The sequence below is a fragment of the Paenibacillus sp. FSL H7-0714 genome, from assembly GCF_038003765.1.
Taxonomy (GTDB): domain Bacteria; phylum Bacillota; class Bacilli; order Paenibacillales; family Paenibacillaceae; genus Paenibacillus_AQ.
In genome coordinates, this window is the sequence record NZ_JBBOPT010000001.1 from 256,925 (window position 1) to 283,020 (window position 26,096).

The 26,096-nt window shown below is 41.3% G+C and carries 23 protein-coding genes; 6 read left to right on the forward strand and 17 right to left on the reverse strand.

Annotated features, from left to right (window positions below; all coding sequences use genetic code 11):
* Positions 1-4: 4 nt before the first annotated feature.
* The 4 genes from NST34_RS01210 to NST34_RS01225 all read right to left on the reverse strand — a co-directional run bounded on the left by NST34_RS01210 (position 5) and on the right by NST34_RS01225 (position 4,335).
* Positions 5-994, reverse strand: a complete 990-nt coding sequence (locus NST34_RS01210; RefSeq protein WP_042184112.1) for a LacI family DNA-binding transcriptional regulator — start codon at positions 992-994, stop codon at positions 5-7.
* A 133-nt stretch (positions 995-1,127) separates the two neighbouring features.
* A complete protein-coding gene (locus NST34_RS01215) occupies positions 1,128-2,513 on the reverse strand; it encodes an ABC transporter substrate-binding protein (RefSeq protein ID WP_339799748.1) in 1,386 nt (461 codons plus the stop codon).
* A 53-nt stretch (positions 2,514-2,566) separates the two neighbouring features.
* Positions 2,567-3,445 (reverse strand): carbohydrate ABC transporter permease, encoded by an 879-nt coding sequence (locus tag NST34_RS01220; RefSeq protein WP_341126970.1) that lies wholly within the window; start codon positions 3,443-3,445, stop codon positions 2,567-2,569.
* Complete coding sequence (locus NST34_RS01225; protein WP_042184117.1) at positions 3,442-4,335, reverse strand: carbohydrate ABC transporter permease; 894 nt, start codon at positions 4,333-4,335, stop codon at positions 3,442-3,444. The genes NST34_RS01220 and NST34_RS01225 overlap by 4 nt, the downstream gene beginning before the upstream one ends.
* Positions 4,336-4,695: 360 nt before the next feature.
* On the opposite strand from NST34_RS01225, the gene NST34_RS01230 reads away from it, so the two are divergent.
* A complete protein-coding gene (locus tag NST34_RS01230; RefSeq protein ID WP_341126971.1) occupies positions 4,696-5,493 on the forward strand; it encodes an ATP-grasp domain-containing protein in 798 nt (265 codons plus the stop codon).
* Here the strand turns inward: NST34_RS01230 and NST34_RS01235 are convergent.
* The 3 genes from NST34_RS01235 to NST34_RS01245 are packed head-to-tail and all read right to left on the reverse strand — an operon-like array spanning position 5,488 to position 8,616.
* A complete protein-coding gene (locus NST34_RS01235; protein ID WP_341126972.1) occupies positions 5,488-6,843 on the reverse strand; it encodes a bifunctional folylpolyglutamate synthase/dihydrofolate synthase in 1,356 nt (451 codons plus the stop codon). The two genes, NST34_RS01230 and NST34_RS01235, sit on opposite strands and share 6 nt — an antisense overlap.
* 8 nt (positions 6,844-6,851) lie before the next feature.
* A complete protein-coding gene (locus NST34_RS01240) occupies positions 6,852-7,937 on the reverse strand; it encodes a hypothetical protein (RefSeq protein ID WP_341126973.1) in 1,086 nt (361 codons plus the stop codon).
* A gap of 28 nt (positions 7,938-7,965) precedes the next feature.
* Positions 7,966-8,616, reverse strand: coding sequence for a hypothetical protein (locus NST34_RS01245; protein ID WP_341059029.1), 651 nt, complete (start codon positions 8,614-8,616; stop codon positions 7,966-7,968).
* Positions 8,617-8,903: 287 nt separating this feature from the next.
* Here NST34_RS01245 and NST34_RS01250 point away from each other — a divergent pair, with 287 nt between their 5' ends.
* The 4 genes from NST34_RS01250 to NST34_RS01265 all read left to right on the forward strand — a co-directional run bounded on the left by NST34_RS01250 (position 8,904) and on the right by NST34_RS01265 (position 13,250).
* Positions 8,904-10,286 carry an ABC transporter substrate-binding protein gene (locus NST34_RS01250; RefSeq protein ID WP_076286658.1) on the forward strand — a complete coding sequence of 461 codons (1,383 nt, stop codon included), beginning with the start codon at positions 8,904-8,906 and terminating at the stop codon, positions 10,284-10,286.
* A 156-nt stretch (positions 10,287-10,442) separates the two neighbouring features.
* Positions 10,443-11,285: a carbohydrate ABC transporter permease gene (locus tag NST34_RS01255; protein ID WP_042184126.1), complete on the forward strand. Its 843-nt coding sequence runs from the start codon at positions 10,443-10,445 to the stop codon at positions 11,283-11,285.
* A complete protein-coding gene (locus NST34_RS01260) occupies positions 11,285-12,118 on the forward strand; it encodes a carbohydrate ABC transporter permease (RefSeq protein ID WP_042184128.1) in 834 nt (277 codons plus the stop codon). The genes NST34_RS01255 and NST34_RS01260 overlap by 1 nt, the downstream gene beginning before the upstream one ends.
* 100 nt (positions 12,119-12,218) lie before the next feature.
* Positions 12,219-13,250 carry a LacI family DNA-binding transcriptional regulator gene (locus NST34_RS01265; RefSeq protein ID WP_076286657.1) on the forward strand — a complete coding sequence of 344 codons (1,032 nt, stop codon included), beginning with the start codon at positions 12,219-12,221 and terminating at the stop codon, positions 13,248-13,250.
* 164 nt (positions 13,251-13,414) lie between these two features.
* On the opposite strand, the gene NST34_RS01270 is transcribed toward NST34_RS01265, so the two are convergent.
* The 6 genes from NST34_RS01270 to udk form a co-directional block, all read right to left on the reverse strand.
* Positions 13,415-14,527: a GerAB/ArcD/ProY family transporter gene (locus tag NST34_RS01270; RefSeq protein ID WP_076286656.1), complete on the reverse strand. Its 1,113-nt coding sequence runs from the start codon at positions 14,525-14,527 to the stop codon at positions 13,415-13,417.
* A 21-nt stretch (positions 14,528-14,548) separates the two neighbouring features.
* Positions 14,549-15,754 (reverse strand): Ger(x)C family spore germination protein, encoded by a 1,206-nt coding sequence (locus NST34_RS01275; RefSeq protein ID WP_341059028.1) that lies wholly within the window; start codon positions 15,752-15,754, stop codon positions 14,549-14,551.
* A 44-nt stretch (positions 15,755-15,798) separates the two neighbouring features.
* Entirely contained in the window at positions 15,799-16,029 is a 231-nt protein-coding gene (locus NST34_RS01280) for a hypothetical protein (protein WP_076286654.1), read from the reverse strand.
* A gap of 24 nt (positions 16,030-16,053) precedes the next feature.
* The gene (locus NST34_RS01285) at positions 16,054-17,166 is read right to left on the reverse strand and encodes a GerAB/ArcD/ProY family transporter (RefSeq protein ID WP_076286653.1); all 1,113 of its coding nucleotides are present in this window, start codon (positions 17,164-17,166) and stop codon (positions 16,054-16,056) included.
* A gap of 97 nt (positions 17,167-17,263) precedes the next feature.
* Positions 17,264-18,856 carry a spore germination protein gene (locus NST34_RS01290; RefSeq protein WP_076286652.1) on the reverse strand — a complete coding sequence of 531 codons (1,593 nt, stop codon included), beginning with the start codon at positions 18,854-18,856 and terminating at the stop codon, positions 17,264-17,266.
* A gap of 163 nt (positions 18,857-19,019) precedes the next feature.
* Complete coding sequence (gene udk, locus NST34_RS01295; RefSeq protein ID WP_042123429.1) at positions 19,020-19,646, reverse strand: uridine kinase; 627 nt, start codon at positions 19,644-19,646, stop codon at positions 19,020-19,022.
* Positions 19,647-19,803: 157 nt separating this feature from the next.
* Here udk and NST34_RS01300 point away from each other — a divergent pair, with 157 nt between their 5' ends.
* Positions 19,804-20,916 (forward strand): threonine aldolase family protein, encoded by a 1,113-nt coding sequence (locus NST34_RS01300; RefSeq protein ID WP_341126974.1) that lies wholly within the window; start codon positions 19,804-19,806, stop codon positions 20,914-20,916.
* Here the strand turns inward: NST34_RS01300 and NST34_RS01305 are convergent.
* The 4 genes from NST34_RS01305 to NST34_RS01320 are packed head-to-tail and all read right to left on the reverse strand — an operon-like array spanning position 20,890 to position 25,903.
* A complete protein-coding gene (locus NST34_RS01305; protein ID WP_076286650.1) occupies positions 20,890-22,206 on the reverse strand; it encodes a glycosyltransferase family A protein in 1,317 nt (438 codons plus the stop codon). The genes NST34_RS01300 and NST34_RS01305 overlap by 27 nt on opposite strands.
* A gap of 19 nt (positions 22,207-22,225) precedes the next feature.
* The gene (locus tag NST34_RS01310; protein ID WP_076299940.1) at positions 22,226-23,773 is read right to left on the reverse strand and encodes a sugar isomerase; all 1,548 of its coding nucleotides are present in this window, start codon (positions 23,771-23,773) and stop codon (positions 22,226-22,228) included.
* The gene (locus tag NST34_RS01315) at positions 23,748-24,875 is read right to left on the reverse strand and encodes a polysaccharide pyruvyl transferase family protein (protein ID WP_076299939.1); all 1,128 of its coding nucleotides are present in this window, start codon (positions 24,873-24,875) and stop codon (positions 23,748-23,750) included. The genes NST34_RS01310 and NST34_RS01315 overlap by 26 nt, the downstream gene beginning before the upstream one ends.
* A complete protein-coding gene (locus tag NST34_RS01320; RefSeq protein WP_341126975.1) occupies positions 24,872-25,903 on the reverse strand; it encodes a glycosyltransferase family 2 protein in 1,032 nt (343 codons plus the stop codon). Before NST34_RS01320 ends, NST34_RS01315 begins: the two co-directional genes overlap by 4 nt.
* Positions 25,904-26,096: the final 193 nt, after the last annotated feature.

Genomic DNA, 26,096 nt, shown 5'->3' on the forward strand with positions numbered 1-26,096 from the left:
TTAATTAATTGGAAGTAGTAGATTCCCGTACAATTAACTCTGGGTCAATCTTTACTCCAGCTCCGCGCTTCATCTTTCCAGAGATACGCTTTAAGAGCATTTCGGCAGCTGCTAATCCAATTTTGTCCGAAGGCTGACGGATCGTTGTTAAATATGGATGAAGCTGTGAAGCAATATAATGATCATCATAACCAATCACAGCTACTTGTTCGGGTACCCGAATGCCAGCTTCCATTAACGCGTTGATGACGCCAAGGGCGATATTGTCATCGCCAGCGAATACCGCAGTAGGTAATTGTCCTTCGTTCAGCCAACGCTTGCAGGTTTCGTATCCCATTCCAATTTCGAAATCACCATGTACAATCTCAAATGGAGTAAGACCTTTTTCCTCAAGCGCTTGTAGGAATCCGGCACGCCGCTCCCGCGTACTACGGAACATCTCCTGTCCACATAGATGAGCAATTGACGTATGACCGAGCGCTAACAGATGACTGGTAGCCATGTAGCCACCTTTGAAGTTATCAATCGTGATAGAGTAGGTGTCATTCTCGGGCTTTTGGTTATCAATCAGCACATAGGGGATGCCGCGCCGTTTTAATTCCACAATATAATTATCCTCTTCCATCGGAGAGAGTAGAAACAAACCGTCTACACGATCCTCCTGGATTAAATAATGGCTATCATCCGATTCGATGCCTGCTGAGATGGAGATGGCCAAAAAATAACCATGCATCGCTAAGACTTCATTCAGCTCTTTGACCACTGCGTCAAAAAAAGAATCCTGCAGGGTCGTGACAATAATCCCGATAATTCCCGTCTTACCGCTTGCCAGACTGCGTGCCGCTGCATTAGGGCGATAATCCAGCTCTTTAATGGCCTCCAGCACCTTCTGGCGATTATTCTCGCGTACCGATTCGGCCCCATTTAAGACCCGGGATACGGTTACAACCGATAATCCTGATTTTTTGGCTACATCAAAAATACTCACTTTCATCTCTAGTTCTCCTCGCGGCAGATTTTCCGATCCTGTTTTCTACCTTTAGTATACAGGGTTGGCAGACTGTCCGCTAAACGTATGATTTCAAACAGGTATACCGTCCCTAAAGGGACGGCATATCTGCCAAATATTAACGATGAATGATCTCCGTAACTTTTTTCTGAATCGTCGTCATCACCTCTTCCACCGTCTTATGTCCAGTTTCTACTGGCTGCAATTCATTAATGAACATGTCATTAATTTGCGAGTAGTTGGTGATCAAATGGTTGTAGGATTCGAAGCCATAGTTCACAGCACCCTCGTAGACATTTTTGATATCTTGTGGATCGATGCCGTCAAAATGTTTATAGTATGCTTCAGCAGCTTCGGTGTTGACTGGCGGGTTACCGCCACTAAGCTCAATGGATTTCTCCTGCACTTCGGTAGTGATCAAATATTTGATCCATTCCAAAGCTTCCTTCGGATGTTTGGAGTCCTTCAAGATCAGCAGCGGATCGACGTAAAGTGTGCTGCGTACCTTATCGTTGCCTCCCCATGGTACAGCGGCTACACCGATTTTGAAGGGAAAGTCATTCGCACCTGCAAGGTTCCATGAGCCACCGATAGACATCCCGATTTTGCCTGCAACAAAGGGATCACCGTTCTGTCCAGCTACGCTTTTGCTCCACTCGGAGGAAGGAGAGACTTTATCTTTGAAGACGAGATCAAAGAGTTTGTTGTAGGCAGCAATCACTTCAGGGGAATCAAAATAAGTCTCGGAAGGCACGCCGCCATTCGTCCATGTATCCTCTGAATAAGGCTGCGCTCCAAAATATAATGGCCGCATATCGCGTTCAGACCAGGTGAAGTCTACGCCATATTGTGTTTTGGCAATATCATCGGAGACGAGAGTCATTTGTTTAGCCTGGTCGACCATCTTTTCAAACGTCCAGCTCTTATCTTCATAATCGCTTGTTGGGTAAGTCAGTTTGGCAGCATCAAACATGTCTTTGTTATAGAGCATCAAGGTGACATACATATTAACTGGGATACCATATGTGTGATCTTTAACCTTATAAATGTTCATCAGGTTCTCTGGGATGTTGTAATCGGCTGCCTTGAAACCATCCTCTTTTAAAAGGTCGGTTAAATCGAGCAGCATATCTTTGTTGTAGTATTCTGCGAAACCTCCATAACCCCAGTGACTTGTCACATCGGGTGATTTGCCACCGGCAATTAGCGTTTGCAGCTTGCTGTCGAACTGCTCATAAGGTGCTTTTTCCACTTTTACTTTAATGTTCGGGTGCTGCTTTTCGAAATCAGGAATTAATTTCTCAACAAAAGTCCGGTCTTCTGAATCTATTGTGTAATGGGTGATGGTTACCGTTTCTGCTTTGCCTCCTGAATTAGTCGAGCCACCAGTTCCTTCAGATAGAGTGTTACCCGCCGATTTGCCGCCGCTACAGCCTGACAATGCCAGAACAACAAGCATGGTTGTTGCAAGTAAAAGCGCACTACTTTTCCTGTTCTTGTTCATTAGCTAAACCCTCCATGATTTCAAGTATATTTGGCCGCCCGGATGGCGGATTATTACTTAATCCCTGTAAGTACAATCCCTTCGACGAACTGTTTCTGTGCTACAGCAAACAGCGTAACGATAGGAACCATAGCTAGAACCGAAGCGACCATCAGCAAATGCCAAGGTGGAATGCGGAATCTCGATGAGGTGAGAGAAGCCATCCCGACGGGTAGCGTGAACTTCTCTGACGAGCTTAGGTAAAGCACCGGTGTAAGCAGATCGTTCCAGTTGTAGATAAAAGCAAAGATAGCTACAGTTGCAAGTGCGGGTTTGGAGAGCGGGAGTGCTATAGTAGCCCACATCCGTATTTCGCCGCATCCATCAATGCGTCCGGCATCAAACAGCTCTTCAGGCAACGTAGAGAAGAATTGGCGCAGCAGGAAAATGTTATAAGCTGAGCCGAAAAAAGCAGGCACAATCAAGGGTAGGAAGGTGTCGATCCAGTTCATTTGTGAAAAGAGTACGAATTGCGGAATCATAATGGCTGGATAAGGCAACATCATTGTGCTCAACAATAGGATGAACCATATCTGATTCCCTCTACCTCTGAATCTGGCGAATCCATAGGCGACCAGTGCTGAAGAAATCAAGGTGCCTACAACGCTGATGCCGGCAATAATTAAACTATTTTTGTAAAGCGTACCGAACTGCAGGGTATCAAATATTTCTGTGTAATTGCTCCACTGCCAGCTCTCTGGAAGAAAGGTGGGTGGGAACTTCAGCATCTCACGTTTGGACTTAAGTGAAGTGGAGACCATGAAGAACAAAGGAAGCAGCATCAGAAATGTTGTAACTACTAAAGTAATAAAGCTAAAAATCTTAACAGGCTCCACTTTCCGGCGGCGTTTGGTTCCTTTAGTCTGGGGGCTTAGCGCTCTGACTGTACTCATTTGCGTCCGCCTCCTTCGTAGTGAACATAACGGTTAGACAATTTCATAATTAGTGCGGTGCACAGCATAACTACAATGAGGAGCACCCATGCCAAGGCTGAGGAATAACCGGCACGATATTCTTTGAAAGCACTGGTGTAGAGATTATAGACATAGAACCAGGTAGAGTAATTCGGACCTCCTTGAGTCATGACAAAAGCTTGGGTAAAGACTTGGAAGGAATCGATCAGTCCCATAATTAGTTGAAAAAGCAGCACGGGAGAGATCATCGGTAAGGTAATGTTCAAGAAAATTCTGAAGCGTCCGGCACCGTCAAGGTTAGCGGCTTCGATCAAGCTAGCCGGTACGCCTTGCAGACCTGCGAGGAATAAAATCATTCCTGAGCCTGCTGTCCAGAACGTCATGATGATCAAGGCATATAGTGCAGTGTCCGGGTTCATCAGCCAAGCCGGTCCATGAATACCGAACCAGGAAAGGATGTAATTGAAGAGCCCGATCTGCGGGTTGAAGATCCAGTACCATAGGAGGGACATGGCCACGCCGGATACCATGCTTGGAAAATACATGGCCGTTCGGAAAAAGCCGCGCAGGGGAATGGTCTGGTGAAGCAATAGCGCAAATCCAAGACCGAGAACAAGCTGGATAGGTACACCGATGAAGGTATATCTCAGTGTGACAACCACCGATTTCCAGAATAGGTCATTGTGAAACATCTCTGTGTAGTTAGCGAGCCCGATAAACTTAGGCGGGTGTATGATGTCATAATCAGTAAAGCTGAAGTAAAGCGATGATAAGATAGGATAAAGGGCGAATACTAGGAAGCCGATAATCCAAGGAGAAATGAACAGATACATGTAGAAAGTCTGCCGCCTGTTCTCGCGATTGATCATGACACACCAACCTCTCATTTTAAAGTATAAGCGCTTTAACTTTTGGTCGTGCTAATACTATTAAGTAGCAATAATAATAGATACCTTGGTATTAAAGTTTAACCGCTTTAACTTTTTGGTTCGCTTGATAAGCTTATCATAGAGGATGATCACTAAATAATCAATACTTATTTTTAACTATAAGAGCGCTATCAGTCATTAAACATAACATTAACCTTGTTATTTTTTTTGGAAAGTCCCTCGAAAAAGATTTCTAAGGTTTTGATGATAGTAATTATAACGTATGAATGTTATTTTCGATTGATATTTCTCATGCTATGATTAGGTTTGGTCATATTTTGTTAGAAATGAGGAAACTGAATGACGACTAGACCTTACTTAAAAATGATCCAGCATTCTGTTACAACCTCAGGGATTACCTTTGAGGAAGTTACACCGAATTTCGTATATAGAGCTACGGATGGATTGAAATCATTTGTGATGGTAGACGCTGAGATCGGACTAAACAACAGTGCTTCTACGATCATTGCTATGAGTAAATCTCTAACTTATGACGTTTTGCATAAGGCGAATATCCCCGCGGTAGAACATATTTATTTGCCACATCCTGACTCCAAATTTAACAACTTGAATCCTTATTCATTGGCTGAACGTTATTTCCAAGCGTTCAATGGAGAAGTAGTTATGAAGCAGGATAACGGGGCACAGGGAAATCATGTGTACAAAATTAATGAGATAGCCGATCTGCACGAAAAGCTGGATTTATTATTTTCTTTACAGCTTAATGGGGTAATAGGTCCCTATTATGAAGCGGAGATTGAGTATAGAATCGTAACTTTTAATCACCAGGCGCGTGTATTCCTTGGCAAAAAAAGAGTTCGCTCTTGGAAGCACAATTTGATTAACGGGGCTATTGCTATTGAGGTTAGCGATCAGGCCAAACGAGCGGCGCTTGCGGCGCTTGCTTCCGAGACCTCTAAAGCGATGGGCCTTGATTTCTGCTCCGTGGATATTTTGGAGACAGATCAAGGCCTCAGGGTGATCGAAGTGAATCATAAGGTTATGCTAGATGAGTATTGTAAGCAGAATCCAAGTGAAGTGCCAGCTCTATCTGATCTTTATCAGGAAGTCATTCTCCAGCGCTTTGAGAAGCTATAAGCCGATATCGAGCAGCGATTGCCCGAATAATCTTTTGGCATTTCCGATAAAGGTTTGCGTGCCGACAATTACAATAATCTCGGAAGACGAGCCAGTTTGTATATGCGTTAGAGCGTCCTCTAAATAGGGGAACTCGTAACTTTGTTCGATAAATCGGTTGGCAACATGGAGTGCATCTGTAGGAAAAGAAAGATGACTAATATCGGGCTTTGTGATGATTAATTGATCCGAGACCGAACTCATCACTTCGATAACTCCTGGGTAATCTTTATCTTTAGGGACACCGATAATTGAAGTTACAGCTCGGCTGCGGTCAGGATTCACAAGTTGAATAAGCTCAGCCAAATAGCCTGCCGACTCTTTATGAATTGCTCCGTCAATTATCGTTAATGGATCATGGCAGATCACTTCACAGCGACCCGGCCATTGCAATTGTGCAAAGCATTTGAGAACGAGTTCCCTATTCAGAGGACCACTTGTAATATCCTCACATAGTGCGACTGCAGTGGCTGCATTTAGAGCTTGAAATTGCCCCAATAACGGAATCGTTAAGGACGGGTAACCCGCTTGATTTGTCTGAACATTAAAAGTAGTTCCAACGGGTGTTATTGCAATAGAGTCAGCCCAGAACTGCTCCTCATAATACTGGACAGTATTGGAAGTGAGGTTCGCTTTTATAGTCGCAAGTACGCTCGATTTCTGTTTGCTGATATAGACGTTAGTAGCCTTGTTTTTGACGATGCCCAGTTTATGTAGTGTAATGCTGTTCAGGTCAGGTCCCAAATTAGCTACATGTTCCTCCATAATCGGAGTAATGACAGCCCAATCATTCTTCAGGACATTCGTGTCATCAAACCTTCCGCCTCTTCCACATTCAATTACATTGAAATCGGTATGATTCTCCTTGAAGTACAACGTCGCAATCGCCAGACCCACCCCAACAGGACCTTGATACTCATCAGCGGCAAGCTGATCTTCAATCGTTTGAAATCCCTCGCGAACCACATTTCCTAATCGTACAAAATCCTCTGCGGATATGGCCCGCCCGTCAATCCGTATTCTTTCGTTGAAATCCACCAGATGAGGGGAGGTAAACAAGCCCACTTTATAGCCTAGGTGACTTAACAAAGAAGAGATAAACCTTGAGGTGGAGCCCTTACCTTTACTGCCTGTGACTAGTATGTATTGTTGATCTCGATCCGGATTTCCGACTAGTTCCAGCAATTCTCTGGTTAATTCCGGTCGTCTAACTTGTCCATCCAAAGTTTCTGTGATGTTGTTAATGGCTCTTAGATAAGAGCTGTAGATCATATCTTCTACCTGGGCTTGTGAAGTGAATTCCACGATCATCGCTCCATTTAGTTAATTTTTGCTCGTTCTTCAGATAGTGTCGTGTAGATGATTATCGGAAGTAGTATCAGAGAAATAGCAACGGTCAGAGCGATGCTCCAGTTCAAATCCTTATACAGCTGTACTACTGTAAATAATAGAGCAATTACAGGCAAGACCAGCTTATTTAAGTGTTTTAAGAATAGGGAGTTCATGCTTCTCTTTACGGTAACCGATGTGCCGATACTGGGGATTTCTAGTTCATTTCGTGACAAAGCGGTGATTCCGATAAATAAGTGGCTGTCGATAAATTTGAGCTGATCATCCTCCTCATTTAGCTTGATCAACTGGGCAATATGCTCAGTGTCTATATCTAAGATGGGGACGGTGATTTCTTTGTTGTTATAGGTGATGACGATTTTGTCGGTCTCTTCCATACCCAGCAGCTTTCTAACATTGGGGTGAATTCGGCATAGATTTTGGTGCTCATCAAAAGGGTAGGGATGCCCTACTCTTAGTGTAAGCTCTCTTTTGCCAATAAAAAGATTTCCTAATGCGGTTAAGGTCCGTTTGATTCCCAGATGTATAAGTTTATGTATGCCTGGCTTGGACTGAGGACTTGTTCTTGCACGGGTAATAATTAGTTGATCATCCTCAGTGGCATGAGTCTCAAGTAACAACATGATATATCTGTTGAAATATAGTGCGTTCGGCTTGGCAGTGTCATCCTCTTTTAACGTTAAGTTTACCCGAAAGCCATTCTTAGGATTAATCAGCTCTACATGGTTCGAATACTTGCGGACGAGCGTTGGACAAGCTTTGACATAAGGTTTGGCAATCTCGTCCACTTTAGGAATTCCCCGAAGAATCGTGTTGTACTCAGGTTTAGTAATGGTTAATCCTGTTATGGGGCAATCTCCTAGCTTGTCCTTTGCTCTTTTAGATAATTGAATACTGCCTCTAGGGATATCACTTTTAGATAAAAGCAAACAGCTAACCTGAGCATCATTCTCTGCTTTAAGCTCGACAAAGATATGGTGGACTAAGCCTAATTCATCCAGCTCATCGGGGTTCATCGTGAGTTCTTCCCGGGCAGTATAGCTTTGTTTGTCCAATAGGGTGAAGGTCTGCTCGATATTTATGTTAGGCACCTCCCAATTGATTGATGATTTGTTCGAGGGAATGAATGGTTTTTTGGAATAAATCAAATGATTTCGGGTTACGATAATTTCGATTAATTTCAATTTGAATACTTTGAACTAACAGCTCTTTGGCGGAATACGATGTGACCGTTCCCAGATGAGATGCAGAAAATGTATGGTTTTGATGAACATTGGTAATACCATTATTGAAAAAAATACGTACGACTTCATTTATATTATTTTCTTGTATGGAAGTTCCGTGTAATGTACCTAAATCAATATCAAATTCCCTATCCTTAGAGGCACCATGCAAGTCTATAACAAAGTTAATTTGATGTTCTTTGACAATTGTTCCAAGTGCAGTCTTATATTCTCCGCCAAGGATGTAATTGGGGTCTTCTTTGGAGAAGCTATTGGAATAGATACAGTGACAATTGGTGAGCTTTTGTAACAGCAGCGCAAGAGAACCTGTATACATGTCCGCAGGTTTTACAGAGTGTTCTCTATAGTGGTTAATGGTATGCGGAGCAGACACTAGGACAGGAAGAGTACCTTTTACAATGGAGTAAGAGGGCTCTACCCCGATATCGCCAAAATAATTATTATTAGAGAATTGTAACTCATACTTTTCGATCAGAGATAAGATATGCAATCACCTATTCATAGTTATTTAAAAAAATATAAGAAAGTCGAAGGCGTTTATACTTGTCTATTATAACGTTTGAAGATTTGTAATGGCGAGTTTCTGCAATAAAATGGTTATTGAAATGTTCCAAACGGTGTGCTAATATTTCAATTGAAAACGTTACCGATAAGGATACCGGAAAAAAAGCGGAGAATATTTAAGTGAAATGAAAACGCTGACATTATTCTCGGTGAGCAAGCTCGGAGACGTCTTTAAGAGAGGTAATTTAATAAAAAGTTCGAGGGGGAAGAAAAATGAAGAATATTAAAAAATATCTAGGGCTCATGTTGGTAATGTCTATGGTTGTAGTCTTGGCAGCAGGGTGTGGGAATAAAGAGAACAATACAGCAACCAATGGTGGAAACGCTTCATCTGGTAAAAATGGATCGGTTTACTTTTTAAACTTCAAGCCTGAAATTGCAGAGATATATGAAAAAATCGCTAAGGATTACGAAGCGGAGACAGGCGTTAAAGTAAAAGTCGTAACAGCTGCAGCAGGTACTTACGAAACCAAATTGAAATCCGAAATTTCTAAGTCCGATGCACCTACGATCTTCCAAATTAATGGACCTGTTGGTTTCCAAGCTTGGAAAGATTACACCTTGGATTTGAAAGATACTAAGCTATACAGCTACTTGTCCGACAAAAGCTTGGCTGTAACTGAAGGCGAAGGCGTGTATGGTATCCCTTACGTAGTTGAAGGCTACGGTATTATCTACAACGACGCCATTATGAAGAAATACTTTGCTTTAGCTGACAAAGCTGTTTCGATCTCTTCCACAACTGAAATCAATAATTTCGAGACTTTGAAAGCAGTAGTAGAAGATATGACCGCTAAAAAAGATCAACTGGGTATCAAAGGTGTATTCGCCTCGACTTCCCTCGCTGCTGGTGAACAATGGAGATGGCAGACTCATTTGGCTAACTTGCCACTGTACTATGAATTCAAAGACAACACTGAGTTTGATAACACAGTTCTTGCCGGTCTGGCTTCTAAGGAAGTTGAATTCAAATATAACGATAAATTCAAAAACATCTTTGATCTTTATATCAAAAACTCTGTGACTAAAGAATCCCTTCTGGGTAGTAAATCTGTAGCGGACTCCATGGCTGAATTCGCACTGGGTAACGCAGCGATGGTTCAAAACGGTAACTGGGCTTGGTCACAAATCAATGATGTAGATGGTAACGTAGTTAAAGCTGAGGACATCAAATTCTTGCCTATCTACACAGGTATGGAAGGCGAAGAAAAACAAGGTCTGGCTGTAGGTACAGAAAACTATTTGGCAATCAACAGCAAAGCCTCTGCTGAGAACCAACAAGCTTCTATCGCATTTTTGGAATGGTTGTTCTCCAGTGAAAAAGGTAAAGCTTATGTAACGAACGACTTAGGTTTCATCGCTCCATTCAATACGTTTGAAGACAGCGAAAAACCAGCAGATCCACTTGCTAAAGAAGTATCCGCTTGGATGGAAAAAGATCTGACTTCTGTAGCTTGGACATTTGCGGCATTCCCAAGTGAAGAGTTCAAAAATGTCTTTGGTGATGCGCTCTTGCAATACGCTCAAGGCAATAAAACCTGGGATGAAGTTGTAACCATCTTTAAGGACACTTGGAAGGCTGAAAAGGCAAAATAATAAATGCATGGAAAAATGATTGAATAACTCTCAGTTGTTATAAAGATAAAAGCTTAGTGCCACTGGATTCCCTTTGGAATTTCAGTGGCACTAAGCAACAATTCGAGTGAATTCATCTGTTTCATCATTTTCCATACTGAGATAGGAGAAGACTCCATGGAAAAATCGATAAGAAAATATTTTGCTCTTTTTGCATTACCGACCATAATAGCCTTTGGGATCGCATTTGTTGTACCTTTTCTGCTAGGTATATATTTATCCTTTACAGAGTTTACTACCGTCAATGATGCAAAATGGATAGGTTTTGGAAATTACATTAAAGCATTTTCAAATCAAGAATTTCTAAATGCACTAGGCTTTACTGTTAAGTTTACAGTTCTATCTGTTCTTACGATTAATGTATTCGCCTTCATACTGGCGATGTTGTTAACTAGAAAGCTAAAAGGGACTAATGTATTTAGAACTATTTTTTTCATGCCTAACTTGATAGGCGGTATCGTATTAGGGTACATCTGGCAGCTGATCTTTAATGGAATTCTGTATAAGTTTGGAGTTACTTTGACCTCTGACGCAACTTATGGATTTTGGGGATTAATCATCCTTATGAATTGGCAATTGATAGGTTACATGATGATTATCTATGTTGCAGGTATTCAAAATGTGCCTAAGGATATAGTAGAAGCCGCAAGAATTGATGGAGCTTCACGTTCAAAGATTTTACGTAATGTGACGATTCCACTCGTAATGCCATCCATTACCATTTGTTTATTCTTAACGTTATCGAATTCATTCAAATTGTTTGACCAGAACTTAGCGTTGACTGCTGGTGCTCCTTCTAAGCAGACCTCGATGTTAGCACTGGATATCTACAATACCTTCTACGGAAAAACAGGATGGGAAGGTGTCGGTCAAGCGAAAGCCGTCGTATTTTTTGCACTGGTAGCCTTAATCGCCTTAGTACAACTTGTCATTACTAGAAGAAAGGAGGTTGAGAACTAATGCAACAGACTAGAGCAAAAGACTATTCTATATTCACCATTTTGTTGGTCTTGGCCATTGCGTTCTTATCTCCGATCTTTATTGTTCTGATGAACTCCTTTAAAGGTAAGTTCTACATTAGTGATACACCTTTCTTATTCCCTAATGGAACTACTTTTGTTGGTTTGAAGAACTATACTAGCGGTATAGCGAAGATTGATTTCTTCAGTGCTTTTGGAATGTCCTTGTTTATCACGGTGTGTTCGGTTGCTGTAATCGTGTTATTCACTTCCATGACTGCATGGTATATTACTCGGGTGAAATCAAAATTCACGAACTTGATGTATTACGCATTTGTGTTCTCGATGATCGTACCCTTCCAAATGGTAATGTTCACAATGACTAAGACAGCCAATGTACTGCATCTCGACAATCCGATTGGGATTATCTTGATCTATCTGGGATTTGGTTCAGGGCTATCGGTATTTATGTTTAGTGGATTTGTGAAGTCCATCCCACTGGAGGTTGAAGAGGCGGTTATGATTGATGGATGCAATCCACCGCAGGCGTTCTTTAAAGTGGTATTGCCCATCCTTAAGCCTATTGCTGTAACCGTAGCGATTCTTAATGTAATGTGGGTATGGAATGACTTCCTGTTGCCTGACCTGTTGATCGGTACTGAATACAAAACCATTCCTATTGCGATACAGTACCTAAAAGGTGGATACGGATCGATTGATATGGGAGCGATGATGGCGATGCTAGTTCTAGCTATTGTACCCATCATCATTTTCTACCTCACCTGCCAAAAATATATTATCGAAGGTGTCGTTGCAGGAGCCGTTAAGGGTTAAATAGAATATGTATGTAGAAGCGAGTAGGGTGCTTTTCTTGTTGAGTCTTCTCTTCGAGAATCCCCTACTTTCTTATTTAACGTGTAAAGGAAAGGTAGAAATGGAGAGATTGACTATCATAGATATCGCCAAATTATGTGGGGTTGGCGTGACTACAGTATCTAGAGCTATAAATAATCATCCGGATATTAATGAAGAAACAAAAGCGATGGTTATGAAGGTCATCAAAGAAAACCATTATGTACCGAATAACAGTGCCAGAAATTTAAAACGTTCCGATTCGAAAACGATTGCAGTATTGATCAAAGGGATATCAAATCCATTTTTCAGCCCGATGATTAAAGTATTTGAAAAAGAGATCCAGCGAAAGAAGTACTCCTTTATCCTACAACGAGTCGATGAGAATCAAGATGAGATCGAAGTGGCAATTGAGCTGGAGAAAGAAAAGCGCCTGAAGGGAATTGTGTTCCTGGGGGGATTATTCTCACACTCTCAAGAAAAATTACAGCAATTGACGGTTCCATTTGTCCTCAGCACGATTGGGATGACGGAAGAGTTTGATCTAAGTAACTATTCTTCTGTATCTGTAGATGACTTTAATGAGAGCTACAAAATTGTAGACTATTTATGTAATCTGGGACATGAGAAAATCGCAGTTATTACCGCGCCTGAAGATGATGTGAGTATCGGTAAATTAAGATATGAAGGATATAAAAAGGCTCTTTCTGATCATGGAATAGCTTATAATGAACGGCTAGTACGGCGGATGAAAGAAGATATTGATAGCTATAGTATGGAAAATGGGTATGCGGTTACAAAAGAACTGCTGGAGTCAGGGGAAGAGTTTACCGCTATTTTCACCTTATCAGATAGTATGGCCATCGGCGCTTGTAAAGCCATATTTGAAGCAGGCAAGCGAGTTCCTGAAGATTACTCTGTGGCAGGTTATGACGGACTGGATATTTCCTTCTATTATAATCCTTCTATCACTACCATCAAACAGCCAGTGGTAGAAATTGCGGAAGCGTCGATTAAGATTTTGTTTGATCTCATTAATAAGAAGGTCAATCATGCGCATCAGATTTTCCCTGCAGAATTAATCGTTAGAGAATCTACGAGGTCTATTTTGTAGTTTCAAAAAGTTCATATGTTTAAGCTTATTTACGAATCGGGGTGGGGAGATAGAACCGCAAGAGATTAAACTTAATGATATCAGCAGCATCACACGGTTTCTCACCGCATTCGGTGACCCTACTCGGATTCGGATTGTTATTAGGTAGAAAAGGCCGCTCCTATTTAATTCCGAAATTTCAAGTCTTTGCTCAGTGCACTTCGAAACATCCCCACACTTAACAATACCAAGGGTAGAAATAACCCGAAGGTTATAATGTAGTACACCCAATAATTATCAAACACCGCATTGTAATAGGTGTAATTCGGAGCAATGAGAGGTGCTAGTGCGATTAGGATCATCCCAGTAGGCAGAGTTAGCACCCGAAACTCTTTTAAGTTTAATAATTGGGATAACCCTAGGACGAAAGCATAGAAGTATAATGTTACTTCTATAAACAAGGTTAACATCCACATTAGAGCTATCATGGCTTCAACCCGCTCAAAGATCCCACCAACCGATATGCGTCTTGCTATGTTATAACTGGGATATATATCTCTGGTCGTTAAATCCGGACCTAGTACTAATACGGAAACAGTGACTGTCAGGAAGATGATAATCCCACCTAGGAAACAGCCCTGTAATAAGGCTTTTGTTATTTTTTTTTGTTGATTTACATAAGGGAGGAACATTAGAAAGACAACGGGTTCTAAGAAGGTGTAAGCCGAAATGGAGATGGACCCTCTTAGCACTGGCTTTATTCCGTCCTCCAATATGGGCAGCATTCTGACTATTTCCATCTGAGGAATAATGGCGACCGTTAGGATTAGAAATAGGATTATAACCATGGGAGTAAAGATCTCACCCGTTCGTCCGATAACCTCAATACCGAGTCGTGTTGCCATAATGACAATCAGTATAAATAAGATTAGAATGGCCGGAATGGGGGTTCCGGGTAACATTTCCGAGGTCACGAAATCAGCGACTTCCCGCATACTTCCTACGGTAACGATGAGAAAATACATTAAGGTCAAAAGAGATATAATAGTCCCTATCCATTTTCCAAAAACCTTTTGAATCACTTGGATAAGCGTTAGGTTGGGGTATAACTTTGCGAATTTGCTGTACAAAAAAATGGCTAGTAAACCTACGATCATTCCAATTAAGGAGGAAATCCAGGCATTTTGTTTGGCGTAGTGTGTAGTTGAAGGGGGGATTACAAGAATGGAATCCCCAATGGTAAGAAGCATAACAAGAATGGTAAGTTGACGAATACTTATTTTACCCTTTTCGAGCATGGCTTTGTTCCCTCCAATTTATCACTTCGTCTCTTCCAAGAAAGAGTTAGTTACTTTCCCTAACTGGCGAATCTCTATGTTCATCTTTACGTTTACTGGTAAGTTAACAAAGGTTTGATCCCAATTATCCTTCAGTTTTTTCCACGCCTGTGGGTTAGAGCGATGGATGACCTCGCCAAATCCAAAAATATCGGATTTGTATTCTTGTTGTACTTTTTTAATCGTAGTCTGGAATAAATGCTCTACTTTCACGTTAGCGATTTGTTCTAATTCGGTGATGGTCTTTGGATTGGTGAGGTCTAGATTTCTACATTGAACTTCTCCTAAATCTGTTTCTATATGTTGCTCGATACTGATTTCTGGGTTGTTGCCATTCATGCTGCCTTTTACTTTTGATTCGGCCTTAAATATATCAAGAGATATCTTTTTATCTTTATCTTGGGGACAATTAATGAAGGAAATCGTACTCTTTACCTTATTCGTTAAATAGTTATACACTTTTGATTCCTCTTGGTTTAGCCAACCGATCAATTTGTCCTCTTTGAATACGGCCAATCCAGAGTATTTCAATTCTGTTGGAGAATCTACGGTTTCTACATTCTTCGGAGTTTCTCCTGCATCTACATTTCCATTGATGACAACCCCTGTTAAGACTGGATTCTTACCCCTACTTACAAGTTCTGTAATCAGTGTTCCTAATGTCACAGTAGATGTAGGTGCCCATTTTTTCTCCGATGTTTCCAGGCTGGAAAACAATCGCACAGCAGGAATCTTTTCGAGGCTAGTTAATATTTTCAAAGTATCTTCTGCCCGTGCATCCTTTGCCACCACAATAAAGTAATCATTTCGCGCTTCGGTATCTCTTGACATGAAATCAAGAACGTCATTGATTCCCTCTTTAGCCAGAGCCTCGCTAAGGACTAAGATCCGCAGATGAGAGATGTAAATTTTACGTGGACTAATGGTTGTGATCTTCCTAAGCGCTTCATATACAGTATTTCCTGTCTCTTTGTAAAGGTTAACGGGTGATTGAGGACTTCCCCCTTTTGAGCCAGCGATTTGACTGGGTAAAACCACTTGTGCAGAAACTTGATATTGATCTCCGATCTTATCGATGCCGATCCCTACGGCAATCGCGAGATCATTCATTTCCTGTCGACTCCAGCAACCAGTTAACCCAATTTGTATGAGAACAAGAAGACAAAGTAGAAGTGATCTTCGTTTCATGGTGTACTCCTCCGTTAGATCTCTCGGGTTTAGTCCCATTATTTTTAAGATAACCAGGCATTTACCATGTCGGCTACAGGTTTATAGATGAACACCATCCAGGCTAACGGGTCTGAGATCGAGATATTCATGACGTAAATCAGACTAAAAAAAGTTCCCAGCAACAGAAGAAATAAAAAAACCCAAAATTCCTTGATTAAATTTTTCCTCAGCATAAGAGGCACTTCGATGGCTATAATAACGGCTACAATGATGAGGATCACTACTATACCCAATGTTCACAACCTCCCAAACAATCTTTAGTTCCGAGATGTTAAGTCTTTGCTGAGTGCTCTACGAAATATGCCCATACTTAATAACACAAACGGTACAAAAATACCGAAGGTTATAACATAGTACACCCAATAATTATCAAAAATAGCGTTATAATAAGTGAAATTCGGAGCAATGATTGGAGCGAGTGCCACTAAAATCATCCCTGTGGGTAAGGATAACACGCGATAATCTTTTAATTTTAATAATTGGGACAACCCCAGAACGAAAGCATAGAAGTACAAAGTTACTTTTATAAACAAAGTTAACATCCATTGTAGAGCTATCATGGCTTCAACCCGTTCGAAGAATCCGCCAACTGATATACGCCTTGCGATGTTATAACTGGGATAGATATCTCTAGTCGTCAGATCCGGACCTAACACCAGGATGGAGACGGTGAGCGTAATAAAAATTACAATACCGCCTAGAAGCGTACCCAGTAAGAAACTCTTTGTTATCATTTTTTGTTGATTTACATAAGGAAGTATCATGAGAAAGACAACTGTTTCTAAAAAGGTGTAAGTAGTGATGGAGATAGCCCCTCTTAGAACAGGCTTTATTCCGTCCTCCAATACGGGCAGTATTCTGACAATTTCCATCTGGGGAATAATAGCAATCGTCTGGATTAGGAATAAGACAATGAACATAGGAATGAAGAGCTCGCTAGCTCGCCCTATAACCTCAATACCGAGTCGTATTGCCATAATCATAATCAGTATAAACAAGATTAGAGTGGCCGGAATAGGGGTTCCAGGTAACATTTCCGAGGTCACAAAATCACCGATTTCTCGCATACTTCCAACGGAAACCATAAGAAAATAGATTAAAAATGTAAGGGATATAATAGTTCCTATCCATTTTCCAAAAGCCTTTTGAATCACTTGAATAAGCGTTAAATTGGGATATGACTTTGCGAACTTGCTGTACATATAGACTGCTAATAAACCTGCTACCATCCCAATTAAAGTGGAAATCCAGGCATTTTGTCTGGCGTATTCTGTAGTGGAAGAGGGAATTATAAGGATAGAATCGCCAATAGTAAGGAGCATGACAAGAATGGTTAGCTGACGGGCACTTATTTTTCCCTTTTCTAACATGGTTTCGTTCACTCCTAATGATTACTTCATTTCTTCCAAGAAAGAGTTAGTTACTTTCCCCAACAAGCGAATTTTACAAAGATTTTCGTTTCAAGATTTATTCCTCCGTCAGATCTCCTGGTTTTTCCGGTGGTGTACTCTTTTCCCGAACGAGATTTTTTTGATTAATTAGCTTAGGACGGGTAAACATAGCCCAACGAGGCATTCGGAAAAAGGTGTCCTTTTGATCAACAAGATTAAACGGAGCTAGCGGGCTCATATAAGGAACTCCAAAGGAGCGTAAACTGCACATGTGCAAAACAATCGCAATAATTCCGATAATGATCCCGAACAATCCGAAGGAAGCGGCTAGAAACATCATTGGGAAACGAAGCATTCTGACCGTCAAGGCGAGATCAAAGGCTGGTAGTACAAAGCTGGAGATTGCCGTGACAGCTACGACAATGAGCATGGCGGCAGAAACAATGCCAGCATCTACTGCAGCCGTTCCAATGACTAGCGTTCCTACTATAGAGACAGATTGGGCTATGGTTTGAGGCATACGCACACTGGCTTCTCTTAGAATCTCAAAAGCAAGCTCCATTAAGAGGGCTTCAATAAACGCTGGAAGCGGCACGCCTTCCCGTTGAGCAGCTAAACTAATGAGTAGCGTTGTGGGCAACATCTCTTGATGGAAGGTAGTAATAGCTACATATAAAGATGGGGCTAATAATGAAATGAATATACAGAAATAACGGAGCATCCGAACTAAGGTACCAACATCTGCACGTTGGTAGTAATCCTCAGCGGTCTGCATGAAGGAAACGAATGTAGTAGGAACCGTCATGACTATAGGCGTTCCATCTACTAAAATAGCTACTTTTCCTTCCATTAGCGCAGCTGCAATAACATCAGGTCGTTCGGTATGATGGATCGTTGGAAATGGAGTATAGGTTTCATCCTCGATTAATTCCTCGATATAACCGCTCTCCAAGATGCCATCGATGTCGATTCGATCTAAACGTGTATGTACTTCTTGTACAATCCCATCATCTACAATTCCTTTGATATACATAATGGATACATCGGTTTGGGTCATACGTCCGATTTGTTGTGTTTCTAACCACAGATTTGGATCTTTTATTTTCCGCCGGATTAATGCAGTGTTGGTACGCAAGCTTTCTGTGAAGGCTTCCTTAGGTCCACGGATCACCGTTTCTGTAGCACTTTCCGTGACACCACGGTCTTTCCAACCACGCATGCCAATCGTGAAACCCTTAGCGTATCCATCTAGTAAGAGGATCACATCTCCGGACAATAAGGAGGTTAACAAAGAATGGAACTCCGTCGCATCTTTGATATCACCTACGGTAAGCATGTGATTTTTTAATAAGGAATAGTTGTCTTTCTCAGGTTCTAAGCTCAAATCTGGAATTTCTAAGACAAGGGACTCCAGAATGAAATCTTGAATAGCTTTACTGTCAGCAAGTCCATCTGTATAGAAAATAGCGGCTTTCATTTGTTGCTTGGAGCCAATGAAGAAATCTCTGATCACAAGGTCTGTGCTATTGCCGAGCGCCTTTTTTATATGTTCAATATTATCTTGAAGGTTTTCTTTGAGAGGTTCTTTAGGTAATTCTCTAGTGGGGTTGGGGTGCCCTAATGTAGGGTTTTTGAATATTTTTGTTATGGTTCTGTTTAGAAATCCCATAGTTGTTATCCCTCTTCCGCAAGCTGCTGTGAAATTAGCTATTACCAAAATGCGGTGGGATTATTCTTTGAATAATCAACTGCAGATTTGGGGATGAGCATGCAAAAAAAAAGCCGTCGAGAGAATCTCGACAGCTAGGGCTAGAACTAGGTATTTAAGAACTTTAGGACGTCCAGTCGTTATATAAATGTTTCTCAGTTAGGATGGACAACAACTGGATACCGACCTCATTATGGCCACCTTCAGGGATGATCAAATCGGCGTATTTTTTGGATGGCTCAATAAAAGCTTCGTGCATTGGTTTAACCGTGCTCAAATATTGGTGATGGATCGATTGAATGCTCCGACCGCGTTCCTCGATATCGCGGAGTACCCGGCGGAGGATGCGTACATCAGGATCAGCATCAACAAAGACTTTGATATCAAGCATATCGCGGAGGTTCTCGTCGGATAGAACATGGAGTCCCTCGATGATTACAATATTGTTTGGTTTCAGTTCTACAGTCTCCGTAGTGGAGCGGGCATGAACTGTGAAGTCATACACCGGTGCATATGCGGCCCTATCTTCTCGCAGACATTTAAGATGCTCAATAAGCAGCTCGTTATCGAAAGCGAAAGGATGATCGTAATTGATGGATTCACGTTCAGCGAAGCTGAGGTGTGAATGATCTTTATAGTAGTTATCTTGAGATATGAAAGTTACCTTTCCCGTTCCAAGACGGTCAATGACGGAGCGGGCTACGGTTGTTTTTCCCGAGCCGGTACCGCCGGCGATACCAATGATGAGCATGTGATTCAATAACCCTCCCTAAGATTGCCGTTGCAATTCCAATATTGTAGCACAGCGCTCATGTTTTTTCACCTTAGATCGGGTAAAATTAAGATGGGATTTTTTGAAATTCGTCTATATTAGGGACAAGGCAAACACGGAAGGGGCAATTCTACCAATGAACGGAAAAAAATCAGTGCAAGAGGCGTTTAATGAAACGACTTATCGAATCGTAGGACATGGGGATCGAGATGTTCAAGTCTTGAAGGAAGCCTTTGAAGCTGTAGAGAATAGTACACCATCTGATATTTATGGATCGGGAAAGGTGATTGAGGATTTCCAGTCGGAAATGGCGAAGCTTTTGGGAAAAGAAACAGCAGTCTTCTTTCCGAGTGGAACGATGGCACAGCAAATCGCTTTAAGAATATGGTGTGATGAAAAAGGACTCAAGAGCGTCGCCTATCACCCTTTATGTCATTTAGAGATCCATGAGCAGGATGGGTTGAAGGAATTGCATCATATCGAGCCTGTCCTACTTGCGGATAAGAATCGACTAATTACCTTGGATGATGTATTACAAATGAAAGATGATATTGCTTGTCTGCTGCTTGAATTGCCGCAGCGTGAGATTGGCGGACAGTTACCAAAGTATCAGGAGCTTGAAGCGATTTCTAAACATTGCCGTGCTCGGGGAATTAAGCTGCATTTGGATGGGGCAAGACTGCTTGAGACGCTTCCCTATTATGGAAAGACAGCTGCTGAGATCTGCGCCCTCTTTGATAGTGTCTATATCTCACTGTATAAAGGAATCGGAGGAATTGCTGGCGCGATTCTTGCAGGCGGTGAGGAGTTTACGAAGCAATCGAAGATATGGAAACGGCGGCATGGTGGCGACCTAATCAGTCTGTATCCATACATTATTTCCTCTGATTATTACTACCAGCAAAGAGTAGAAAAGATGCAGCAGTATTATGAAGGGGCTAAAGAGCTTGCTGCTTTAGTTAATCAATGTCATGCGGTGACTACGTTACCTGCTGAGCCTGTCTCCAACATGTTTCATATGCATTTTCAAATGTCTAGGGAGAGCATTGAACCGATCCTGTCTTCTGCATATGAGGCAACAGGAATCGGTTTAAGCGCAGCGATAAGACCAACGGGAGAACATAGTTCTTATTGTGAGATCAGTATTGGAGACAAGTACGCCGACATTCCTAAAGAAGAGGTAAAAGGATTCTTACTGCTGCTCGATAAGCTAATGCGTGAATCATCTTCCGAGCAGCGTTCGAAGTAACGAGATCCGTAATAATTGTTTTTTAATAAGCTTTGTACGGAATTGATTTCTTAATTGATTGTAGATCGGCGGGCAATGGTTAAGGGCCCAATGATACATGAATTTAAAGTCTGTGGCGTCTTTCGCAGAATTTAATAAATAGTATGAGATCGTATCATATGCATTATGGTTAAACCATTCCGTCATTTCCTGCTCGTGATAGCCATATTTCTGAACGGCCATATTCTTAATTAACAGCTTCTCCTCCAGATTCTCAATTAAGAATCGCTGACTCAAATTAAAAGTAATGTTGTCCCCGTGTAATCTGTACACACCGGCAAGGGTATCTATGAAGCCAGCATCACCGACCAACAAAGAACGCAGATAAATAGAAGCATCGTTAACCATGTTCATATTCAGGATATCCATAGCCATTAAAGCCTCACGCTTAAAGACAGTTGTTAAGGTGGAGGAGGGCTTCGGATATCCTTTTTTCTCGAAATTCATGAAATAATCCTGCTTCTTAATAATCCTGCTTAGCTGTAGGCTACTGATCTTCAGTTGCTTGGCCTTTGAAAATTCAAGAAACACATTAGCAGCCACGAATGATATTTCGGGATGGTGATTGTGAAAGTCCACAGCCTTACTTAAATAATTCATATCAATCAGATAGTCATCATCATCGAGAAAAAGAACGTACTCCCCATCACCATGAGCAGCAAAAGCCTTACGGCGATTATTACCCGGGCCGCTATTTTTTTCGTTCCGCATATATATTACCCGTGACTCGCTTCCGAAGCTTTGATGCATTAACTCTTCCGTGCCATCTGTAGAGCAATCATCAATAACTGTGATCTCTATATAAGGATAGTCTTGCTTTAAGATGCTTTGGATCGCTTGATATAGAAATGCCTTTCTATTGTAAGTAGTGATAATGACACTAACCTTGGGATAATCGGCAAAGGAAAGGAGTGCTGAGTGTGAAGTATCCGTATGGGAGGACTGATGTTTGATTGCAACGATCCCATGGATTAACCCGTCAATTTCTTCGTTCACAATACTGAATTGCTCTGACAGATAGAACCTTAATGCATCTTCTGAAGCTCTCCCTGTGAGATAAGCACGGATCACCTCAGATAAGATTTCTAGATAGGTTTTAACTTGCGGATTTTGTTCTTTAGCTATGATCAGGCGGCATCGTTGGAATATCTCTTGATCATCCAATTGAAGTGCAGATGAATGGTTGATTTCATCATTAAGGTCATTTAGAAAGACGTAACAGGCTTGCTGCAAAACCTCGCTATGATCCATTTGGGGTCCTCCTGATGTGTTATTTGGATATACTACTTACCTCAGGTCTAGCAATAACCTTATTTTTGAGCTTAGTTCGGTATATTTTGAGATGCCCCCACGTATACAGGAATACTTCCCGTTCCATCAAGGAGGCGATTACGAAATAGACAGGCAAGATCACAAGTCCTAGCAGTGCACCCCACAACATAATTCCCGCATAGGAATGGATGGGGATATTGATAGCGCTAGAGATCAGAATAATACCCACAAAAACCACTGCATTCGTTAGCCATCTTTTAAAGGTGACCCAAGGACTCCGATTCAGCAGATGTCTGCTAGCGTAGATCACGATATCTATGGAGCGGTATAAGAGAGCGGCTATCGTCCCCATCAATACACCGTAAATCCCCATAAAGATAACGAAGACAATAGAAGCGACTAGATTGATAGTGGATTCTAGTATGGAACGGTTCTGTGTGTTCTTAAAGTGTCCGGCGATCGTAATCACATTATTAGAAGAAGCTCTGGCATTGGTTAATAATTTGATGACTACGAACAGGATCGGCAGCCACATATCGATATAATTCACGTCATTTACCCCAGCGGTATACAGTTTCATAAAAGGTAGAATTAGAATGTAAGCTACCGTTAGAATCGAGAAAATGAGCCCCATAAAATACACTTCGTAAGCATCATAAAATTTAATAAAGGCTTCTTTACTCTCATGAAAGCTCTGACCGAGAGCAGCCTTCACGCTTCCGTTTATGGTTTGGACGATGTTATCTACAATCGTAAAAATCATGTTGTACATGACATAAATGCTGACGATCTTTAAGTTCGTAAATATAGTCAGGATTAGCACGTCAGTATTTCTAAACACTAAGTAGGAGATCTCATGGACTAAGACAGAATTTTTTTGACCAATGGCTTCATAGTCTGGTTTAAGATTTAGGTTGATCCATTTGTAATGCTTATTGATGTAAATATAGAAGACGACGATTTGAAGTATGGTCAATATGAAATAGGAAGCTTGCACAGCAATGATGTTAACGCCTTGAAGTAATAACAGAATCCGAATTACATTGTTCAGAATATTAGCTACGGTGACTATAGAAGTCTCTACATAGCTTTTTCCCTCTGCAGCGAGAAGCACTTTGAATTTCCCTTGGAAATAATAATTGATCGCTCCGCCCATCCCTGTAAGTAAAATAATGAGCATAACCGATAATCGATCGATGTCAGAAGTGATCACTAATGGATACACGGTGGCGATTAGAAGAACGGCGAAGAAATAATAAATGCCTGTTTTTTTATAATAGCTAGAGGTGGCGGCCAAAATAGAGTTGATGTGGTTCTTATCATCCGAAGCTACTGGCTTATATAGGGCTTGGATCGAAGCGGCGCCTACGCCGGCTTCCAGCAGTGCCAAATAACTAATAATTTGTACAATAGAAGCGATTAAACCATTGGCCTCTGAGCCATAGTTGACCATAATCAGCCGGGGGATAAAAAAACCGAGGATGATCGTAATGAGCTGACTCCCGAGTCCAAAAGATAAGTTAAGAATGCTCCGCTTGGCTCTCATAACGTATCCTCCTTTCGTAAAGCGATAAATACGTATCCAGATGCTCGAAATGCCTTTCGGCATGTTTGGCTTGCGGCGTGACATCCATATAGTGAGTGGTCATACTTTCAAAAACCTGCGCAGGCTGGAGCTGCTCCAGTGTAGTGAAATCGGTATATAGCCCTTTGAACTGGGCATCTTCCATTACATTGATCATTTTTTTGCTGTAAGCGACGGGAAACACTGGTTTACCCAAAACCCAGCCGAGGATCATCGCATGGAATCTTGAAGCTACGATAAAGCTGGAATGGGCTAGAACGGCCAAGACCTCTTCCATATTCGTTTTATATAAATGCACTTGGGTGGCATCCTCATAGGAGTGGCCCATAAGATTCCGGATTTCCTCAATCGCCAGCTGATCGCCTTCGTGTTCACAAAATGACATAAAATGAACAGCGTAGCCTTTTTCAATGAAATAAATTGCGAGTTCTTTCATTTTTTCATAATAGAGGTTGTCAAAACCGTTCAGACCTTTAACAGAAGGCTTAATGACGGATAAGACGATATAATCCTCTGGTTCGGTTTGAAGATCTGACGGGTTAAGCTGAAAAATAATATCGGGTGCTAAACGGACATTATTCAGATCCTCAAATAAATCATAAGAGTACTTTTCTCTAAAGCAGATGTCTGTATAGTCCTTAAAAATCCGCCTGTGTTCCTCATAATATTCTTTATCTGTATAAGGGCCGAAATTCGATCCTAATAAATAGTAGGGCTTGTTCTTATTCCGGATGGCTTCTGCGTTCTTAAAATGCTCCTCCCAATGCTCTGCCTGCATAAAGATCGAGCCGCCGATATGAACAACACCATCGGAACGATTTGCCATGAATTTTTGCGCCAGATTATGTATCTTTAACCTTCTGCAAATAAAGGCAATGCCTCTTAAGAAAATGGAATCGGAAGGATACACTTTGAGGTTCCTGATCTCTTTGAAGCATAGCTTGTATAGGCGTGGAGCACAGATTCTGAATTCGGTATCCGGATACCTTTCACATAGCACCTTTATGAATAAATCATCGCCCAAATTAAATTCGGTATAGGCATAGATCAGCATCTTCTTCATATTCTAGATTCCTTTCGCTTGAACCTGGATAAGCTTCTCTCCACAGAAATGAATCTGTGATATAGAAGCGGGGAGATTAAGAATGCTCGGATATAAAGGGCTAATCTTCGATCATTCCCTCTATAACGTCTTATGAGTTCATACATTTCTTGGTTTAGTTCCGGATAGGTATGATCGATGTCGCGAAGTAACTTATGAATGCTTACGCCTTCTGTCCCATTTAGACAGGTTTTTAGGTTGAAAAAGTAATTCTCGATCAATTCGCGATTTCTTATATAAGGAGATATCATATCCAGCTTCTCAAAGGGATGGGCCTCGAAATAAGCATCTACCCGTTTGAATACACCAACGACATCAAATTTTTTCACATTATAGCTGTTGGAAATCGACGTGTTTCTTTGTAAATAAAACGATAATATATCCGGCAATGTGATGACTGTAGCGGCTCTGGATAAGGCTTTGTAGATAAATTCCTGATCTTCTCCATTCACACAGCGTTCCGTATATTGGAGCCCATGAAGGAGCAATAATTCCCGGTTATACGCTATGCTCCCTGTCCATATTCGCAAGCTTTTGTTCACAAAAATATGAGTCAGCGCTTCACTGCCTGTTATGTTGCTATAAGCGGAGGTGTAGCTCAAAGTAGTGACTCCATCCTCTGTGACATGGCTATATCCCCAGCAAATAATCTCGGGGTCAGATGGTTGAGTATAGGTATGAATGGTTCGTACTAAGTCTGTAGAGATATAATCATCACCATCCAGAAACAGCACATATTTCCCTGTAGCTTCTGTTAAGCCTCTATTTCTAGCCGCACTAACTCCCTGATTCTCTGTTCGAATGACTTTGCAAGAAAGATCGGGGTGAAGTGCGAGAATATTTGCTATCACGTTGTAGGTGTTATCTGTAGATCCGTCGTCCACGATAATGACCTCGAAATGCGGTTCGCTTTGGGTAAGGAGTGAATCAAACATAGGGGTTATATAATGTTCAATATTGTATACAGGGACCACAATGCTTAGATTCATGTGCTGGCTCCTTTCCTTGGTAGAACTGGATAAATAGCTATCTTAAGCTTACCCTTCGTATCAAAAGATTGTATATACTACTTTAGTTTACTTATTGCTACCTCTAATTCGTTGTAACATCACGTGAATAATAATTATTACAGTATGTAAAATGACAATCATATCGATTGGTATAACATATATAGAAAGTCTA

Excerpts from the sequence above, each read along its gene's own strand:
- NST34_RS01225 (WP_042184117.1), bottom strand. The coding sequence starts at position 4,335 with ATGATCAATCGCGAGAACAGGCGGCAGACTTTCTACATGTATCTGTTC.
- udk (WP_042123429.1), bottom strand. The coding sequence starts at position 19,646 with ATGCTCATCATTGGTATCGCCGGCGGTACCGGCTCGGGAAAAACAACC.
- NST34_RS01310 (WP_076299940.1), bottom strand. The coding sequence starts at position 23,773 with ATGAGAGCCAAGCGGAGCATTCTTAACTTATCTTTTGGACTCGGGAGT.
- NST34_RS01305 (WP_076286650.1), bottom strand. The coding sequence starts at position 22,206 with ATGGATCATAGCGAGGTTTTGCAGCAAGCCTGTTACGTCTTTCTAAAT.
- NST34_RS01300 (WP_341126974.1), top strand. The coding sequence starts at position 19,804 with ATGAACGGAAAAAAATCAGTGCAAGAGGCGTTTAATGAAACGACTTAT.
- NST34_RS01235 (WP_341126972.1), bottom strand. The coding sequence starts at position 6,843 with ATGATCGTGGAATTCACTTCACAAGCCCAGGTAGAAGATATGATCTAC.
- NST34_RS01220 (WP_341126970.1), bottom strand. The coding sequence starts at position 3,445 with ATGAGTACAGTCAGAGCGCTAAGCCCCCAGACTAAAGGAACCAAACGC.
- NST34_RS01210 (WP_042184112.1), bottom strand. The coding sequence starts at position 994 with ATGAAAGTGAGTATTTTTGATGTAGCCAAAAAATCAGGATTATCGGTT.
- NST34_RS01320 (WP_341126975.1), bottom strand. The coding sequence starts at position 25,903 with ATGAATCTAAGCATTGTGGTCCCTGTATACAATATTGAACATTATATA.
- NST34_RS01215 (WP_339799748.1), bottom strand. The coding sequence starts at position 2,513 with ATGAACAAGAACAGGAAAAGTAGTGCGCTTTTACTTGCAACAACCATG.
- NST34_RS01290 (WP_076286652.1), bottom strand. The coding sequence starts at position 18,856 with ATGGGATTTCTAAACAGAACCATAACAAAAATATTCAAAAACCCTACA.
- NST34_RS01315 (WP_076299939.1), bottom strand. The coding sequence starts at position 24,875 with ATGAAGAAGATGCTGATCTATGCCTATACCGAATTTAATTTGGGCGAT.
- NST34_RS01255 (WP_042184126.1), top strand. The coding sequence starts at position 10,443 with ATGGAAAAATCGATAAGAAAATATTTTGCTCTTTTTGCATTACCGACC.
- NST34_RS01265 (WP_076286657.1), top strand. The coding sequence starts at position 12,219 with ATGGAGAGATTGACTATCATAGATATCGCCAAATTATGTGGGGTTGGC.
- NST34_RS01270 (WP_076286656.1), bottom strand. The coding sequence starts at position 14,527 with ATGCTCGAAAAGGGTAAAATAAGTATTCGTCAACTTACCATTCTTGTT.
- NST34_RS01250 (WP_076286658.1), top strand. The coding sequence starts at position 8,904 with ATGAAGAATATTAAAAAATATCTAGGGCTCATGTTGGTAATGTCTATG.
- NST34_RS01260 (WP_042184128.1), top strand. The coding sequence starts at position 11,285 with ATGCAACAGACTAGAGCAAAAGACTATTCTATATTCACCATTTTGTTG.
- NST34_RS01275 (WP_341059028.1), bottom strand. The coding sequence starts at position 15,754 with ATGAAACGAAGATCACTTCTACTTTGTCTTCTTGTTCTCATACAAATT.
- NST34_RS01285 (WP_076286653.1), bottom strand. The coding sequence starts at position 17,166 with ATGTTAGAAAAGGGAAAAATAAGTGCCCGTCAGCTAACCATTCTTGTC.
- NST34_RS01230 (WP_341126971.1), top strand. The coding sequence starts at position 4,696 with ATGACGACTAGACCTTACTTAAAAATGATCCAGCATTCTGTTACAACC.